The following is a 16,969-nucleotide window of genomic DNA, read 5'->3' as shown; positions in this document are numbered from 1 at the left end:
TCGGCTCGGCCGCGGCGCCGGGCGAGGCCGCGGATGGGGCGGGCGGCGGAGCGGCAGGCACAGGCCGCGCTCGCCCGGATGCGCGTGACGCGGCGGCGGTAAGGTCGCCTGACCCGATCGGCTCGACCGTGCCGTCGTTGCCCTCCGCGTCTGCGAGGGCTGCAAGCCGCACATATCGGAGGCTGCGAACGACGCTCACCCTCGCGCGTTCAGTTTCGACCGGTGCGACAGACTTGCCGAGGCACGTCGGGATCCCGGTCGGATGGATGTGCTTGGGTTGCGATGCAGAGTCACGGCGGAGACGGGCGAACGGGTTGGAGGGCAGGATCAAGGCCTGCCCGGCCGGTGTCGAATGGCTGATCCTGCGCCCGCGGCCGGCGCGCCTCGGCTGCCGGTCCAGCCGCTGCGGGTCACGCAACGGGCCCGGTGGTTCGCGCGGGCGAGCGGCGCCTTCGGCATCGCCGCCGCCCTGAGCGCCCTGGCCGGGTGGTGGCTCGACGTCCCGATCCTCAGGCAGTTCATCCCCGGACAGCCGCCGATGGTCGTCCTGACGGCCATCGGCGCGCTCCTGCTCGGGTCGTCGCTTCTGATCGCGACGGTGCCCGGAGCCTCCCGGACCACCCGCCGGGTCGGCCGTGGGCTCGCTGCCGCCGCGGCGGTGATCGGCCTCACGGGGCTCCTGCGCTACGTTCCCCCGGGCGGGATCCGCGTCGACGACTGGGCCCAGCGCCTGGTGTTCGGACCGCTCGGGCCCCAGAGCGGCGTCGCCCTGGCCACGGCCTTGAGCCTCCTGGGCATCGCTGCGGGTCTGCTGCTCCAGGACGCCGGCAATCGGCGCCTGCGTCTGTCCGGCACGTTCGCCAACGTGAGCGGTCTCGTCACCGCCTCCGCCGGCGGCCTCGGCTATGCCTACAGCCTCGGTGCCTTCCAGGAAGGGCCGTTCTCCCGCATGGCGCTCGTGACCGCCGTCACGATGAGCGTCCTGTCGCTCGGCGTCCTGTTCAGCCGGCCCAACCGGCCCTGGGTGGCCACCATCCTCGGCACGGGCGAGGCGGGGGCCCTGACGCGCCACCTCCTGCCGACCGTCGTGGTCGCGCCGCTGGCGCTGGGCTGGCTGCAGCTCACCGCGGCGCGCACCGGCCTGATCGCGGCGGAGACCGGGACGGCCCTCCTGATCATCCTCCTCACGCTCTGGCTCGCCGCGCTGGCCATCCGGATGGCGCGCAGCATCGACCGGCGCGCGGTCGCGGAACGGACGCTGCGCGAGGCCCTGCAGGGCATGAACGAGGCCCTGGAGCGGCGGGTGGCGGAGCGGACCCTCGCGCTCGCGCAGGCGCAGGACGCCCTGCTGCAGTCGCAGAAGATGGAGGCGATCGGCCAGCTCACCGGCGGCGTGGCCCACGACTTCAACAACCTGCTGACGATCATCCGATCCTCGGTGGACCTGCTGCACCGGCAGGACCTGCCGGAGGAGCGTCGCCGCCGCTACCTGGACACGGTCTCCGACACCGTCACCCGGGCCGCGAAGCTGACCGCGCAGCTGCTCGCCTTCGCCCGGCGCCAGGCGCTCCAGCCCGAGGTGTTCGATGCCGCCGACCGCATTCGGGGCATCGCCCAGATGCTGGACGCTCTCACGGGAGCCCGCATCAGGATCGTGACCGAGCTGCCCGAGACGCGCTGCCTGGTGCGTTCCGACCCCACCCAATTCGAGACGGCGCTCGTGAACCTCGCCGTGAACGCGCGTGACGCCATGGAGGGAGCAGGCACGCTGACGATCGGCTTGACGTGCGGGCGCGCCAAGCCGGCGATCCGCGGCCATAGTGGCTCGTCGGTGCCCTTCGTGGCGGTCTCGGTCGCGGATACCGGCTCGGGGATCGCCGAGGCGCATCTCGCCCGGATCTTCGAGCCGTTCTTCACGACGAAGGAGGTCGGCAAAGGCACCGGCCTGGGGCTGTCGCAGGTCATCGGCTTCGCCAAGCAGTCGGGCGGCGACATCGACGTCGCCAGTGTCGTCGGGCGAGGCAGCACCTTCACGCTGTACCTGCCGCAAGCCGAGGACGATGCGGACGTGACGGGCTCCGCGCCCGAGCCCGAGGGCCCGGCAGCGGAGCCCGACCATCGATGCATCCTGGTGGTCGAGGACAATGCCGAGATCGGGCGCTTCTGCGCGCAGATCCTGGACGACCTCGGCTACGGCACGACCCTGGCCCCGACGGCGGAGGCTGCGCTCGCCGAGATCGAGGCTGCGCCGAGCCGGTTCGACGCCGTGTTCTCGGACGTGGTGATGCCGGGCATGGGCGGGATAGCGCTGGCCAGGCGGCTGCGGGCGATCCACCCGGACCTGCCGGTGGTGCTGACCTCCGGCTACAGCCACGTGCTGGCGCAGGAGGAGCACGGCTTCACGCTCGTTCGCAAGCCCTACTCCGTCGAGGAGGTCGGCCAGGCCCTCCGTGCGGCCATCGCACGGTCACGCAGGCTGCGTCCCGCGCCCGTCGAGGCGTGAACGGCAGCCGTCAGGGGTTCGGGCCGATCCGCCGCGGCCCTGGTGCGGATGGATGGGCGCGTGGGGCCGGTTGAGGCCCGGCGCCGACGGCTCGCCAAGCCGCGATAGCGCACATTCAAGAGTATCGGTTTGTGGCGTTGCGCCACCATTCTGATATCCGACAAAACTCAATTATATCAGAGGCTTGATGGCGTCGGCCGGCTGCGTGCGCGCACCAAGGCCGCGGCCGCGGCGCAGGCCGAGACCAGCATACGGGCGGTAACCTACGCCCGGGTCTCGACCGAGGAGCAGGCGACCAGCGGCCACGGCCTCGAGGGGCAGGACAAGGCTTTGCGCGCCTTCGCCCTGTCGCAGGGCGACGAGCTGGGCGCGGTCATCGCCGATCCGGGCGTCTCGGGCGCCACGCGGCCCCCCGCGGCGGGCGCTGGCACCAGGCGCGGGTCGGCTACCTGCTCGACAACCCGAAGTATCGCGGCCTGTCGGAATACCTGTCTCGCTGGTCGGGGCAGGAGCAGCACGTGCTCTGCCCCGGCATCCATGCGGCGATCATCACCGAGCGCTTGGACGAAGGGCCTGCCGATCCATGACGTCGGCTGTGCGGGCGCGCCGACGATCCTGCCGCCGTCCGGCATCGGCGCGCCCTGCCCTGCCTGTGCCCGCGCCAGCACGACGCCCTCGACGCGCATGGCCGCCCGATCCCCGGCAGCGGCCAGATGACCTCCCAGGGGGTGGTTTCCAGGGGCATGGCTCACTCGTCCCGTGCGAGCTGCTTGGCGCTGCGCGTCCTGCTCAAGGCCTCCGCCGCCGACACCACCCCCGACTTCGTGGCGATGATCACCACCGAGGAGATCGAGTGGGTCAACGAGCTCGACGACGCCACCGTGCCGGAGGCCGACGCCCCCGACCAGGTGCCCAGCCGCTGCTCCTTCCTCAAGGCCCAGGATGGAACGCCTCGTTCTCCGGCATCGCCGACGCCAAGGGCTTCCGCATCCTCCAGGCCGCAGCGGCGGCCGACATGCCCATCTCCGTGCAGGTCCTGGTCGCCAAGGCCGCGGCGGCCGGCGGCCGGCGCTGGGGCGGCGCGGTGTGGTGCGAGGTCGTCAGGCTCAAGCGTATGGAGGGCCGCTGATGGTAGGTAGCGGTCGTTGATCGATTGCAAGGCGAATGTCTGTTCCGCGACCCGAAGCATCCGATCTACTAATCAGCGTTGAGTTTCGATCGCGATAAGTATGAAACGATCGTTACTGTTCGGCCGCGCTCAATATGATGCCGTCAAGTAGCTCTTCGGCTTCGCCCCCGGAGGTGTGAATTCATATCGTTCAACATATGGCGTAGTTTCCCCAGTTTCCTTAGAAATGGTCTTTCCACGAATACTTCAGCAGTATAAGCAAGAAAGATCATCGCCGCGAAAACAAATGTAAAAACAAGAAATTGATAGATTTTGCTATCGAATGTAAGGAGATACAGGTAGGAAAAAATTGTGTATATTATGGGTACATGAATTAAGTACAGCGGGAACGAAATCGACCCTAGGAACGAGCCCAGTTTCCCAGAGAGCGCGTAGGCCGCAGTAGTGGAGACTATACATCCATATACAACCAATCCGGCAGCCATCGGATAGAGCATGCTGTTCTTAGTGCCTACTGCTAGAAACTCTGGGAGCCAGTCAAGTCCCAATTTATCAGCAGAGTCCCCGCTCTGCGATCCGATGATGAGGCCGATCATCATAGCCAGTGTCGCAAATTTTGATGTCAATTGCCTCGCAATCCAAGCTTCTCGCAGATATATACCTATTATAAAACTTTCATATTCGTACTTCTTCGATATAAAGATGATTATGAAAAAAATAGAAGATATAATTATCCTATTTCTTGCGTTCTTGCACAGACAGACTATAAAACACAGAATGGAGCCAAATAATTCAGGGCGCATCGTCCACAACACGTTATTGAAATATGAGCCTCCTCTTGAAAAGATCTCGATAGCCCCGCTGTAAATAGCAATCAAGAAATTTGGGATGTCGCCCTGATAAGTCCAGAGGAGCCAGCGGCTATGCGTGATTTCGTGGAGCGCGCTCGCTTGTGTAGGGAGAATATTCAATAGTATCCAGCCAAAAATAGTACTTAACAAAGCCGGAACCGCCAAGCGCAAGTATCGAATGACAACATTGACCCATAGAGGGTCTGACTTGCGCTGACTGGCATTAGTCAAAACAAATCCGCTCAGGACAAAAAATACAGAGACGGCAAAAGTTCCATTCCAGAGCACAGCTATGGGGCTGTAAGAGATCCATGCCGCATTCCCTTGCTGCTCCGGCACCAAAAATGGGACTAAGGCTGACATGAAGTGAAATAAGACAACACTTAGGGCGGCGAATCCTCGGAGACCGTCAAGGTGGCTTAAGCGATCCGGTTGCAATATCTTCTATCCTCTAAAAACTAGTAGTCCCAGTCAACACAGCATCCGCCGACAGCGGCAGCCATGACAGCCCATTCCTATTAAGGAGCGGTCATTTACAAAAAGCAAAGGCTTCAGGAAAAGCTGAAATGGCGGATCGGTCTAGCCCTTAGATCATCCATAAGTCTCAACTGAAAGTCGCTGCTGAGGGCCGCTTCCTTATCAACTCCGGGCGTTGCGAGATGCGGGCTCGAACGTCCGGGAGGGGTCGCGAGCGATCCCTCGCAGTGCCAAGCTGATCAGGTTTTTACCCCTGGCGCTCATCCACGAGGCATCGAGCAGCGAACATCAGCCATTTTGCGGTCTCAAGACTTAAGCATAAGCACGACTTTCTAAATCCATTGCCGTACGACAGTTGTACTTGCCTTTCGCATTTTCGATAATCATTGCGGTCGCTTCATGGGACGCCGTGAGGCGCTGCTTTCCGTTGATGGCACAATCAGTTCTCGTAAGCGTAATTTGTTTCCAGAAAACAAAATATAATAACTACTTGAACGACACGCTAAAAAGACGATCTTGGGTAGCTTGATTGTATGCCCAGCAGCAGTAATGCCGACCCTCATTTGAGTAATCAACTGTTAAATAAACCGTAGCAGCATGATTACAATCACTTGTATCACCTTTGCTGCGACAACTATCAGCAGGAATGTTTCAGCCTTCAACCATGCACGTAACTTTTTGAATTCTCAAACTGGCAGGAACAGGTCTTGTGCATATCAGTCTACTAGTGCCTTGAGCGATTGTTCTCTGCCCTTTGTATTTGTCGTTCTCTGGAACGTGAGTGGTGCCATCGCATGGCGCTTCGCCTCCTGGAACGACAACGTGCTTTATATCGTTCATTCTACGAGTGGCATCTGGAGCTATTGCAAAACCGCCGTCACTGGTTCCAAAGAAATCGTTCACCGCTTTGGCGTAACTGTTGCAATATTTCTTATTTTCTTCTGGTATCGAGCTTGGGTCTTTGATGTTTCTTGGTGTGCATCTCATCATAAAATCGGTCCACCAACTTACAAACGCACCTCCAGGCGTGAGTGGAGGTTGGTTCTGAGCATAAATTGGCGCGCTCGCGCTGACGAGGTCCGGGCCGGTGCCGGATCGTCCAGCGCTCTAACGCGAAGAGCCCGGCCTTGCGGCCGGGCTCCCCGAAGATCGAACCGTCGGTTCGGCTTAGTAGGTGCCGAACTTGTAGTTCAGGCCGGCGCGGACCACCGCGAACTCGGTGTCGCGACGGGTCTGGCCAGCGTTGACCACGACCACGCCCGGCGAGGTCGTGGTGATGATGGCGCCGGCGTTGTTCACCGCGAAGGCGCCGTTCAGGCCGTTGCCGCGATCCAGGTTCACGTACAGGCCTTCGACCTTCAGGGTGACCGCGTTCGACTTGAAGAAGTTCAGGAACGAGTCGGTGGGCAGGGCGTACTCGACGCCGCCGCCGACGGTCCAGCCGGTCTGGAAGTCGTCGGTGGAGCGGTTCGGCAGGCCGAAGTCGCGACCGCCGCCCGAGCCGTAGGCGAAACCGCCGGTGGCGTACACGAGGGTGCGGTCCCAGGCGTAGCCGAGGCGGCCACGGACGGTGCCGAAGAAGTCGAGGCCCGACAGGCCGTTCGGGTTGAACACCTGCTGCGCGGCGAGCGGGCTGGTGGACACGAAGCGGTTCCGGTCACGACCGAAATCGACGTACTGGGCGTCGGCCTCGATGCCGACGACGATGCCCGAGCCCGGGGTGAACTGGTAGTTGTAGCCGATCTGGCCACCGCCGACGAAGCCGTCGGTGCTGTTGCGGCCGCCGAAGGCGATCACGGCGCTGGTGCCGGGGGCGACGAGGCCGGTGGCCGGGCCGACGGCGACGACGGGGCCGGCGCGACGGTCATCGGTGCCGAAGCCGTAGCCGGCATTGAAACCGGCGTAGAAGCCCGTCCAGGTGAAGACCGGAACCGGCGTGAACACCGGCGGCGGAGCAACGCGACGCGGCAGATCGGCAGCCGAAGCGGCGGCGGTCAGCGCGGTGAAGGCAGCGAAAGCACTCAGGAGTTTCTTCATGATGGTCCCCAGCAGGTTCCCCGATCGAGAGCAAGCTAGACCATTTCCGTGGCGTACGATGTAGCGCTTCGGCCACATCGGTGTAGCAATGACACGGCCTGTGGGAGGCGGATGCGGGGGAATGTCAAGCCTGCCGGCAAACCATCCAGCGCATCCACCGGGCGGGCCCGGCGCGGTTTCGGGCAGGGTGCGGCGCCGTCAGGTCGGCGGGGTGCCGTTGGCGGCGAGCACGGCGCCGGCGAGATAGAGCGAGCCGCAGATCAGCACCCGGGGCGGGCGCTCCCAGGCCCGGTCGCGCAACGAGACCAGGGCCGCCTCGAGGCTCGGCGCCGTCGCGGCGCTCAGGCCCACCCGCCCGGCGATCTCCGCGACCTCCTCGGCCGGCCGCGCCGCCATCTGGCCCGGCAGCGGCACCGCCACCAGGAAGCGGGCGAGGCCGGCGAAGTTGGCCAGGAATCCTTCCGCGTCCTTGGTGCCGAGGAGGCCCGAGACGAGCACGAGCGGCGCGTCGCCGCGCTCCTGCAGGTCCGCCATCGCGGCGGCGAGGATGCGCCCGCCATCGATGTTGTGGCCGCCGTCGAGCCAGAGTTCCGCGCCCGGCGGGACGAGGCCGGCGAGGCGGCCCTGGCGCAGGCGCTGCAGCCGGCCCGGCCACTCGATGGAGGTGAGCCCCGCCTCGAACGCCTCGATCCCGATATCGCCGAAACCCGCGGCGCGCAGCGCCGCGATCGCCGTGCCGGCATTGACGATCTGGTGGCGCCCGGCGAGCTTCGGCCGCGGCAGGTCGAGGAGCCCGTCCTCGTCCTGGTAGACCAGCCGGCCGCGCTCCTCGTGGGCGGAGAAATCCTGGTTGCCGACCAGGATCGGCCCGGCGCCCACGGCCTCGGCCCGGGCGCAGAGCACCGCGTCGGCCTGGGCGTAGTCCTGCGGGGCGATCACCGCGGGGCAGCCGCGCTTGAAGATGCCGGCCTTCTCCCCCGCCACCGCCTCGACCGTGTCGCCGAGATACTCGGCGTGGTCGCGGCCGATCGGCGTCACCACGGCGCAGGCCGGCTTGTCGATGACGTTGGTGGCGTCGACGCGGCCGCCCAGGCCCACCTCCAGCAGCAGCACGTCGGCGGGCGCCTCGGCGAAGAGCAGCAGGGCCGCGGCGGTGGTGATCTCGAACACCGTGATGGGTGCGCCGGCATTCACCGCCTCGCACCGGGCGAAGGCCTCCGCCAGCCGGTCCTCGGGCACGAAGCGGCCGCCGCCGACCGCACCGAGGCGGATGCGCTCGTGGAAGCGCACGAGATGAGGCGAGGTGTAGACATGGGCCGAGAGTCCGCCGGCCTCCAGGATCGCCCGCATGGTGGCGATGGTCGAGCCCTTGCCGTTCGTGCCCGCCACGTGGATCACCGGCGGCAGGCGCCGCTCGGGATGGCCGAGGGCCGCGAGCAGGCGCTCGATCCGGCCCAGCGACAGGTCGATGGTGCGCGGGTGCAGGGCCAGGAAGCGCGCCATCAGGGCGTCGGAGGATTCCATCGGCGTTCTCGCGGGGGGATCTCGACCTCCCTCGCCGCCGGTCGGGCGGCGGGGCGCATGAGAGGATCAGAGGCGGGGCAGGCCCGCAAGCTGGGCAGATGGCGCAAAGGCGGCCGCCGGTCTCGCGACGGAACTCTGCGATACGACGAGAACCGCGGCGGACGAGGCGTGGCTCGCCGAGGCAAGCCTGCTCGGGCCCGGGCACCGTTCCGCCGGCCACGGATGGCCGGTGCCGAGGCGGTCGCCGGTTCGGCGTCGAGAACGATGCAGGGACGACGAGCCCGGCAGAGTCGCGCCATGCGGCTCTGCCGAGGCTCACGCCGTCGGCCGGCACGGGCCCCGCGCGTCGCTTCAGGCCGGGACGGCCTTGGTCTCCGGCTTCGCGTCGGCCCTCGCCTCCGGCCTGGCTTCGGCCTGCACCGCGCCTTCGACCGGCACCTGCATCAGCAGGCCGCACAGGCGCGCGATCGTTCCCTTCAGGTCGCGCCGGTGCACCACCTGGTCGACCATGCCGTGTTCCTTCAGGTACTCGGCGCGCTGGAAGCCGTCGGGCAGCTTCTCGCGGATGGTCTGCTCGATCACCCGCGGGCCGGCGAAGCCGATGAGCGCCCCGGGCTCGGCGAGGTGCACGTCGCCCAGCATCGCATAGGAAGCGGTGACGCCGCCGGTGGTCGGGTTCGTCAGCACCACGATGTAGGGCAGGCGGGCGTTGTTGAGCCGGCGCACCGCCACGGTGGTGCGGGGCATCTGCATCAGGGACAGGATGCCCTCCTGCATCCGCGCGCCCCCGGAGGCCGCGAACAGCACGTAGGGCGTGCGCTTCTCGAGCGCCGTCTCGGCGCCGCGCACGAAGGCCTCGCCGGCCGCCATGCCGAGGGAGCCGCCCATGAAGCCGAAATCCTGCACCGCCAGCGTCATCGGCAGGCCCGAGACCCGCCCGAACCCGACCTTGAACGCGTCGGTCATGCCGGTCTTGGCGCGGGCGTCCTTGAGCCGGTCGGCGTAGCGCTTCTCGTCGCGGAACTTCAGCGGGTCGGGCGCCACCTCGGGCAGCGGCACGTCGAGCCAGGTGCCCTGGTCGAACATCAGCTTGAGGCGCTGCTGCGCGGTGATGCGCAGGTGGTGCTCGGAGCCGGGAATCACCCAGCCATTGGCCTCCACCTCCTTGTGGAACACCATCTGGCCGGTCTCCGGGCACTTCACCCAGAGGTTCTCCGGCGTCTCGCGCTTGAACAGCGTCTTGATCTTCGGGCGCACGACCTCGGAGATCCAGTTCATCGCCTCGACCATGATCGCTCCTCGGCCGTCGGTTTCGTCAGGCTTGATATGGGGATGCGGCTCAGCCCGCGCGCCCGGCGCGCATGCCGGCGGCGAGGTCGCGCACGAGCGTCGTCACCGCCTCGACCGAGCCCGTGCCGGCCCGGCCCTCGCCGTCGAGGGAGCGGGCGAGCGCGTCGACGATCGCCGAGCCCACCACCACGCCGTCGGCGGAGCGGGCGATGGCCGCGGCATGCTCCCCGGTCTTCACCCCGAAGCCGACCACCACCGGCAGGTCGGTGTGGCGGCGGATGCGCTCGACCGCCCCGGCCACCACGCCGAAATCCGGGGTCGCCGTGCCGGTGATGCCGGTGATCGAGACGTAGTAGACGAAGCCCGCGGTGTTCGCGAGCACGGCCGGCAGGCGCGCCTCGTCGGTGGTCGGGGTGGCGAGACGGATGAAGGCGAGCCCGGCCTGGATCGTCGGCAGGCAGAGCTCGTCGTCCTCCTCCGGCGGCAGGTCGACCACGATCAGCCCGTCGACCCCGGCCGCCTTGGCGTCGTCGAGGAAGCGCGCGACGCCGTAAGTGTAGATCGGGTTGTAGTAGCCCATCAGGATCACCGGCGTGCCGGCATTCTCGTCCCGGAAGCGGCGCACCAGCTCCAGGGTGCGGGCGAGGGTCTGGCCGCCCTTGAGCGCCCGCAGGCCCGCCGCCTGGATCGCCGGCCCGTCCGCCATCGGATCGGTGAAGGGCAGGCCGAACTCGACGATGTCCGCCCCGGCCTCCGGCAGGGCGCGCAGCACCCGGAGCGAGGTCTCGGGGTCGGGATCGCCCGCCATCACGTAGGTGACGAGGGCGGCGCGGTTCTCCGCGCGGCAGCGGGCGAAGGTGTCGGCGAGGCGGGTGGACATCGGGGGCGACCTCGGGGGCGGCGTCGCACCCGTGACGGGCGCGCGCCGCGGACGGGCGGAACGGATCGCCGCGCCTACACCATCGGGGGCCGCAGATAAAGTTTCACGCCGGCCGACCATCTTCCGCCGCTTCGCGCAAGGCCGACAGCGTCACCGAGCCGTCGCCGAGCCCGACCCGCTCCCGCCCGCTCGCCAGCATCAGGGCCAGGGCATCCTTGAGCGAAGCGTCGGGGTCGAGGCGCGGCGCGTCCCCGGCGGCCTCGCGCCCGGCATGGTCGCGGGCCGGTAGCAGGGAGAGGCGGCGCAGCAGCCGGTCGCCGCCGACGAACTCCGCCGCGAAGGCGTCGGCGGGGGCGGCGAGCAGGGTCGCGGGCGGCGCGACCTGGACGAGATGCCCCTCGCGCATCAGCGCCACCGTGTCGCCCATCCGCACTGCCTCGTCGATGTCGTGGGTGACCATCAGCACGGTCTTGTTGAGCCGGCCCAGAATCCCCCGGACCTCGTCCTGGAGGCGGGCGCGGGCCACCGGGTCGACGGCGCCGAACGGCTCGTCCATCAGCAGCACCGGCGGGTCGGCGGCGAGCGCCCGGGCGACGCCGACGCGCTGGCGCTGTCCCCCCGAGAGCGCGTCCGGCCGCCGGTCGCGGTACTCGCCGGGATCGAGGCCGACGAGGTCGAGCATCGCGTCGACCCGCTCCAGGATCCGCGCCCGCGTCCAGCCGAGGAGGCCCGGCACCGTCGCGACGTTCTGGGCCACCGTGCGGTGCGGAAAAAGCCCGACGCCCTGGAGCACGTAGCCGATGCGGCGGCGCAGGGCGATCGGGTCGAGCCCGGCGACGTCGCGCCCCTCGACCAGGACCCGCCCGGCGCTCGGCGCCACCAGCCGGTTGACCATCTGCAGGGCGGTCGACTTGCCGCAGCCCGAGGGGCCGATCAGCACGCAGGTGGTGCCGGCCTCGACCGCGAGGTCGAAGGCGTCGAGCGCCGGCCGGGCCTGCCCGGCATAGGTCTTGGCTGCGCCCTCGAAGCGGATCATCGGCGCGCCTCCCGCGTCGGGCCTCCCGCCCGGGCTCAGCAGCCGTGGCAGATCGACCCGAGGGTGCGCTTCATCCGCACGTCCCAGGCCTTGTCGCGGGCGGCGGTGGCGGCCTGGGCCTTGCGCAGGGAGTCCCCGGATTCGGGCTTGGCCACCGCGGGTTTGGCGACGGCCGGGCCGGCCGCGGCCTGGTTGGTGCCGTCGACCCGGCGGGGCTGGCGCCGGCCGGTCGCGGGGGCGGCCGGCGCCGCCTCGGGCGCGGTGACGCCTGCGGGCGCGGATCCGGGCGGCGCGGGGATCTCGGTCTGCGCCGCGGCGGTGCCGGCGGCGAGGGCCAGGAGAGTGCCGGCGAGGAGCGTGGTGGCGAGGAGGAGGCGCATGGCGAGGTCTCGGGGCCGCCCGCGGGACGCGGGTGGCCGGAAAGGGACAATTCCCCACCTTATGCATTTTTCCGCCGGAAGGGACACCGGCGCCGATCGGCGCATCCGCGCCGGCGATGGACGTCCCTTGTCGTCGCGTCCGTGCGCCCCGGGGGTGACAGGGCCACCTCGCTCCGGCAGGGTCGCCCGCCCGCCCGCGCCTGCGAGGACGCCGATGAGCCGCCGCCCCGATCCCTCGCCCCGCGCGCTCCCGACCCGCCGCGAGGCGGTGGAGGCGGCGCTCGCCCGCCTCGCACCCCGGGTGCCGGATTTCGAGGCGGAGGCGATCGTCGACCGGGCCCTGGCGAGCACCGGCCTGCGCGGCGCCGCGCCCGAGACCGCGGCCTGGCTCGGGATGGTCGCCTACGCCCGCCACGTCTTCACGGAGTACGATTCCCTCCTGGAGGAGGGCTACGACCAGGACAGCGCCCGTCACTTCGTCCTCGACGACCTCAACGCCGTGCTGGCCGAATGGGGCGTGCGGCGGCGGATCGGCGAGGACGAGGAGGCGTCCGGCGGCGAGCCGGCGTGACCGTTCCTATATGACCGGGCAACGCCGCCCGCTCCGAAGCCTCGATGACCGCCCCGATCGCCGACGTCCTGATCCCGCTCGCCCTCGACCAGGCCTACAGCTACGCCGTGCCGCCCGAGCTCAGCCTCCAGGAGGGGGACGTGGTGCAGGTGCCGCTCGGGCCGCGGGAGATCGTGGGCGTGGTGTGGTCCTTGCGCGACGGCGCCGGCTCCAACCTGCGCCGCGTCAGCGGGCGGGTCGGCGTCGAGCCCTTGAGTCCGGCGCTCCGCCGCCTCGTCGACTGGATCGCCCGCTACACCCTGGCGCCGAAGGGCTCGGCCCTGGCCATGGCCTTGCGCCTGCCGGAGGAGAGCCGCACCGAGACGGCCAAGGTCGGCGTGCGGGCGACCGGGATGCCGCCGAGCCGGATGACCCCGGCCCGGGGCAAGGTGGTGGTGGTGGCGGCCGACGGCGTGGTCCGGGGCAAGCGGGCGCTGGCGCTCGAGGCCGGGGTCAGCGCCGGCGTGGTGGACGGGCTCATCGACGACGGCGTGCTGGAGACCGTGGCGCTGGCGCCCGACCGGGTCGCCGAACCGCCCGATCCCGACCATCCGCACGACGCCCTCTCGGAGCCCCAGGCCGAGGCGGCCAGGGCTCTGATCGCCACGCTCACCGCGCCGCCCCCCGGCGGGGGGCCTTCGGGCGAGGGCGGCGTGACGCTGCTCGAAGGCGTGACGGGGTCGGGCAAGACGGAAGTGTATTTCGAGGTGGTGGCCGAGGCGCTGCGCCGGGGCGTGCAATCCCTGGTGCTGATGCCGGAGATCGCCCTGACGGCGCAGTTCCTCGACCGCTTCGCCAAGCGCTTCGGCGTGCGACCCGCCGCCTGGCATTCAGGGGTCGGCGGGCGGCGGCGCGAGCGCATCCGGGCCGGCGTGGCCTCCGGCGAGGTGCAGGTGGTGGTGGGGGCCCGCTCGGCCCTGTTCCTGCCCTTCCGCAAGCTCGGCCTGATCGTCGTCGACGAGGAGCACGAGGGCGCCTACAAGCAGGATGACGGCGTCTGCTACCATGCCCGCGACATGGCGGTGGTGCGCGGCAAGCTCGAACACGCCGCCGTGGTGCTGGCCTCGGCCACGCCCGCGATCGAGACCCGGGTCAATGCCGAGCGCGGCCGCTACCGCCGGGTGGTGATGCCGGAGCGCTTCGGCGGCCGGCGCCTGCCGGAGATCCGCGCCATCGACATGCGCGCCGAGAAGGTGCCGCGCGGGCGCTACCTGTCGCCGAGCCTGGTCTCCGCCATCGCCGAGACCAATGCGCGGGGCGAGCAGGCCCTGCTCTTCCTCAATCGCCGCGGCTACGCGCCCCTCACCCTGTGCCGGGCCTGCGGCCACCGCTACCAATGCCCCAACTGCTCGACCTGGCTCGTCGAGCACCGCTTCCGCCGGGCTTTGGTCTGCCACCATTGCGGCCATGCCGAGCGGCGGCCCGAGGCCTGCACCGAATGCGGCACCTTCGACAACCTGACCGCCTGCGGGCCGGGGGTCGAGCGCATCGCCGAGGAGGTCTCCGCCACCTTCCCGGACAAGCGGGTGATCGTGCTGTCGAGCGACTTTCCCGGCGGGGCCGAACGCTTGCGGGCCGAACTCCAGACCGTGGCCGAGGGCGGCTGCGACATCGTCGTCGGCACCCAGCTCGTCGCCAAGGGCCACAACTTCCCGCACCTGACCCTCGTCGGCGTGCTCGACGCCGATATCGGCCTCACCTCCGGCGATCCCCGCGCCGCCGAGCGCACCTTCCAGCTGCTCCAGCAGGTCACCGGCCGCGCCGGCCGCGGCGAGAAGCCCGGCCGGGCCCTCGTCCAGACCTACCAGCCCGAGCACCCGGTGATCGCGGCGCTGATCTCCGGCGATGCCGAGCGCTTCTATGCCGAGGAGACGGCCGCCCGCGAGGTCGCCGGCCTGCCGCCCTTCGGGCGCCTCGCGGCCCTGGTGATCTCCTGCACCGACCGCGAGGCCGCCGAGGCCCATGGCCGGGCGCTCGCCCGCGTCGCCGAGCCGCCGCCGGGCGTGATGGTGCTCGGGCCGGCCGAGGCGCCGCTCGCGCTGGTGCGCGGGCGCTACCGCTTCCGCCTCCTGGTCAAGACCGAGCGCGAGATCGACCTGCAGGGCTACCTGCGCGACTGGCTCGCCCGCGGGCCGAAGGTCCGGGGGAATCTCAGGGTCGGGATCGACGTCGATCCGCAGAGCTTCCTGTAGGCCGGATGGTTGCGGCCACCGATTGGCGAAGTCATGCCTGCGCACGGTCCGTTTACTATCGCGCACTCTTCTGCGTGGTCGCGACGTCACACAGTGATTTCGGCGGGTCGGATTAAATCTTTGGCAGGATGATCCCGTCAGAAAGGTCTTGCTGAACAGGGGATCCCTCGATGTCGCGCGGACCGAAGCTCACTCGGCGCTATGAACTGACCGGTTCGGACACGCCCGATGATTGTCTGCGCCGCATCGGCGAGATGGCCGCGGATCCGATACGGCGTGAGCGGATCAAGATCTGCGTCGAGACGATCTATCGTCTGGCGTCGGCCTGCCTGACGGAGGCCGAGGCGACCGGGAAGGGGACGGCCACGAATTCCGTGTCGATGAAGATCCGGCACTTCCACAACGAGCTCGAGCTTCACGTCCATCGGCATTGCCTGGGCGCTCTCTACCGGAGCGGGGGCATCGTCGCGCTGGCGGAGTCGGGAGGGCTGCAAAGCCACCTTCTGCGCCAGGAGCATACGATCCCGACGAACGTCCTGGCCGGCATGATCTACAACGGCATCAAGTCCCGGGAGATCTGCTGCCCCGAGAACCTGTGCCGCTTCCTCCTGACCCAGTCGATCGTGACGGCCGTCACCCGGGAGGAGGACAAGGAACTGCTGGGCATCCCGCGATCCTACGCCGACGGCCAGGCGCCCTCGACGTGGCGGCACACCCATCCCGACTTCTGCAGGACCGACCGGCCGAACCGCTTCGAGGCGCGGCCCTTCCTGCGCTACCACAAGACCGACTTGCACAAGACCGACTTGCACAAGACCGGCCTGACCGTGACCTACTGGCCGACCGGCGAGACGATCAACCTCGAGACGGAGACGCTGGCCGCCCATATCCGCAGGGTTGAGCAATTGCCGTTCTACGATTGGCGCGCGTATTTCGGCAGCCTCTCCCTCGCGGCGTGAGCCTGCCGCCCTCGCCCCGGCGCCGTGCCCCGGCGCCGATCGCGCCTACGCCACCCGCCGCGACGCCGCCGTCGCGGTGCGGCCATGCGCGACGTCGAACAGCGCGTTGAGTTCGATCCCGACGGTCCGGGCGATGCGGGTCGAGGCGGCTCCCTCGCTCCGGTCGGCGACGATCGTCCGGAGCGCGTCCGCCGTGCGCTGCTCGATGGCGTGGAACAGGCTCTCGGCCGCCCGGGCATTGGCGCTCAGCAGCACCGCCGCGAGGTCGTGATAGGCCTCCCGCAGGAGATGATGGGCCAGGCGCTCGGCGGCCTGCTCTTCCGTCATCACCTCTTCGCCCATGGCTGAATACCTCCTGCCAGTAATGGACGACCCTGCATCGGCTGGGTTGCGCGAGGCTTGCGCGCCCCTCGGCCGGGCCGCCGGAGGTCCGGGCAATCGCCTGCGCTTGACGCCGAGCGGCCCGCCCCGCAATTTATCGCTTGATCATTCGTCGGCGGATCGTCGCGGGTTCTCGCGCCGCCCGGTTCCCGGAGAGGGCCGTGATGACAAGCGAGGCGGGATCCGCCGGTCGGCGGGCGATCATCGTCGGAGGCTCGCTCGCGGGGCTGTTCGCGGCCCTGCTGCTGCGCCGGGCCGGCTGGCAGGCCGAGATCCACGAGCGGGCGGCCGGCGATCTGTCCGGGCGCGGCGCCGGAATCGTCACGCACCCGGAGCTGTTCGACATCCTCGCCCGCGCCGGGATCGACCGCGACCGGGCCGAGGTCGGCGTGGCGGTGGCCGGGCGCCGGGTCTTCGGCGCCGACGGGACGCTCGTTGCCGAGCGCGCCCTGCCGCAGGTTCTCACCGCCTGGGGCCATCTCCACGGCCTGCTCAAGCAGGCTCTGCCCGCGGGTGCCTACCATCCCGGCCGCAGCCTCGTGCGGGTCGAGGAGGCGGAGGAGGCGGTGACGGCGCATTTCGCCGACGGATCCCGCGTCCGGGGCGACCTGCTGATCGGCGCGGACGGGATCGGGTCGACGGTGCGGGCGCTCTTCGCGCCGCAGGCCGCCCCGCTCTATGCCGGCTACGTCGCCTGGCGCGGCCTCGTCGACGAGGCCG

15 protein-coding genes are annotated in these 16,969 nt (G+C 69.1%); 6 read left to right on the top strand and 9 right to left on the bottom strand.

From position 1 onward, the window contains the following. Window positions 1–352: 352 nt before the first annotated feature. Window positions 353–2,503 (top strand): ATP-binding protein, encoded by a 2,151-nt coding sequence (locus tag VQ03_RS20075; protein WP_048452676.1) that lies wholly within the window; start codon window positions 353–355, stop codon window positions 2,501–2,503. Between the two features lie 129 nt (window positions 2,504–2,632). Next, window positions 2,633–3,220, top strand: coding sequence for a recombinase family protein (locus VQ03_RS32100; RefSeq protein ID WP_245292144.1), 588 nt, complete (start codon window positions 2,633–2,635; stop codon window positions 3,218–3,220). 31 nt (window positions 3,221–3,251) lie between these two features. On the opposite strand, the gene VQ03_RS20065 is transcribed toward VQ03_RS32100, so the two are convergent. The 8 genes from VQ03_RS20065 to VQ03_RS20035 form a co-directional block, all read right to left on the bottom strand. Then, window positions 3,252–3,437 carry a hypothetical protein gene (locus VQ03_RS20065; protein ID WP_048452674.1) on the bottom strand — a complete coding sequence of 62 codons (186 nt, stop codon included), beginning with the start codon at window positions 3,435–3,437 and terminating at the stop codon, window positions 3,252–3,254. A gap of 338 nt (window positions 3,438–3,775) precedes the next feature. After that, on the bottom strand, window positions 3,776–4,921 hold the full coding sequence (locus VQ03_RS32095) for an acyltransferase family protein (protein WP_167376111.1): 1,146 nt from the start codon (window positions 4,919–4,921) through the stop codon (window positions 3,776–3,778). A gap of 1,206 nt (window positions 4,922–6,127) precedes the next feature. Further along, window positions 6,128–6,997, bottom strand: coding sequence for an outer membrane protein (locus VQ03_RS20060; RefSeq protein ID WP_048452673.1), 870 nt, complete (start codon window positions 6,995–6,997; stop codon window positions 6,128–6,130). Between the two features lie 198 nt (window positions 6,998–7,195). Continuing rightward, complete coding sequence (locus VQ03_RS20055) at window positions 7,196–8,521, bottom strand: bifunctional folylpolyglutamate synthase/dihydrofolate synthase (RefSeq protein ID WP_048452672.1); 1,326 nt, start codon at window positions 8,519–8,521, stop codon at window positions 7,196–7,198. A gap of 351 nt (window positions 8,522–8,872) precedes the next feature. Further along, window positions 8,873–9,811: an acetyl-CoA carboxylase, carboxyltransferase subunit beta gene (gene accD, locus VQ03_RS20050; RefSeq protein WP_048452671.1), complete on the bottom strand. Its 939-nt coding sequence runs from the start codon at window positions 9,809–9,811 to the stop codon at window positions 8,873–8,875. Window positions 9,812–9,860: 49 nt separating this feature from the next. Next, entirely contained in the window at window positions 9,861–10,691 is an 831-nt protein-coding gene (gene trpA, locus VQ03_RS20045; protein WP_048452670.1) for a tryptophan synthase subunit alpha, read from the bottom strand. Between the two features lie 103 nt (window positions 10,692–10,794). After that, the gene (locus VQ03_RS20040) at window positions 10,795–11,727 is read right to left on the bottom strand and encodes an ABC transporter ATP-binding protein (RefSeq protein ID WP_048452669.1); all 933 of its coding nucleotides are present in this window, start codon (window positions 11,725–11,727) and stop codon (window positions 10,795–10,797) included. 35 nt (window positions 11,728–11,762) lie between these two features. Beyond that, window positions 11,763–12,107, bottom strand: coding sequence for a hypothetical protein (locus VQ03_RS20035; RefSeq protein ID WP_048452668.1), 345 nt, complete (start codon window positions 12,105–12,107; stop codon window positions 11,763–11,765). 214 nt (window positions 12,108–12,321) lie between these two features. On the opposite strand from VQ03_RS20035, the gene VQ03_RS20030 reads away from it, so the two are divergent. The 3 genes from VQ03_RS20030 to VQ03_RS20020 all read left to right on the top strand — a co-directional run bounded on the left by VQ03_RS20030 (window position 12,322) and on the right by VQ03_RS20020 (window position 15,868). After that, window positions 12,322–12,678, top strand: coding sequence for a DUF2293 domain-containing protein (locus VQ03_RS20030; RefSeq protein WP_048452667.1), 357 nt, complete (start codon window positions 12,322–12,324; stop codon window positions 12,676–12,678). A gap of 44 nt (window positions 12,679–12,722) precedes the next feature. Then, entirely contained in the window at window positions 12,723–14,909 is a 2,187-nt protein-coding gene (locus VQ03_RS20025; RefSeq protein ID WP_048452666.1) for a primosomal protein N', read from the top strand. 170 nt (window positions 14,910–15,079) lie between these two features. Next, entirely contained in the window at window positions 15,080–15,868 is a 789-nt protein-coding gene (locus tag VQ03_RS20020; protein ID WP_048452665.1) for a hypothetical protein, read from the top strand. 45 nt (window positions 15,869–15,913) lie between these two features. Here the strand turns inward: VQ03_RS20020 and VQ03_RS20015 are convergent, their stop codons facing one another. After that, window positions 15,914–16,210: a hypothetical protein gene (locus VQ03_RS20015; RefSeq protein ID WP_048452664.1), complete on the bottom strand. Its 297-nt coding sequence runs from the start codon at window positions 16,208–16,210 to the stop codon at window positions 15,914–15,916. 203 nt (window positions 16,211–16,413) lie between these two features. On the opposite strand from VQ03_RS20015, the gene VQ03_RS20010 reads away from it, so the two are divergent. After that, window positions 16,414–16,969, top strand: a 556-nt coding sequence (locus tag VQ03_RS20010) for an FAD-dependent monooxygenase (protein WP_048452663.1), incomplete at its 3' end; no start/stop codon positions are given.

Source organism: Methylobacterium tarhaniae, assembly GCF_001043955.1.
GTDB lineage: Bacteria > Pseudomonadota > Alphaproteobacteria > Rhizobiales > Beijerinckiaceae > Methylobacterium > Methylobacterium tarhaniae.
The sequence above is the reverse complement of the archived record's forward strand: the minus strand, read 5'-3'. Positions and strand labels throughout refer to the sequence as shown.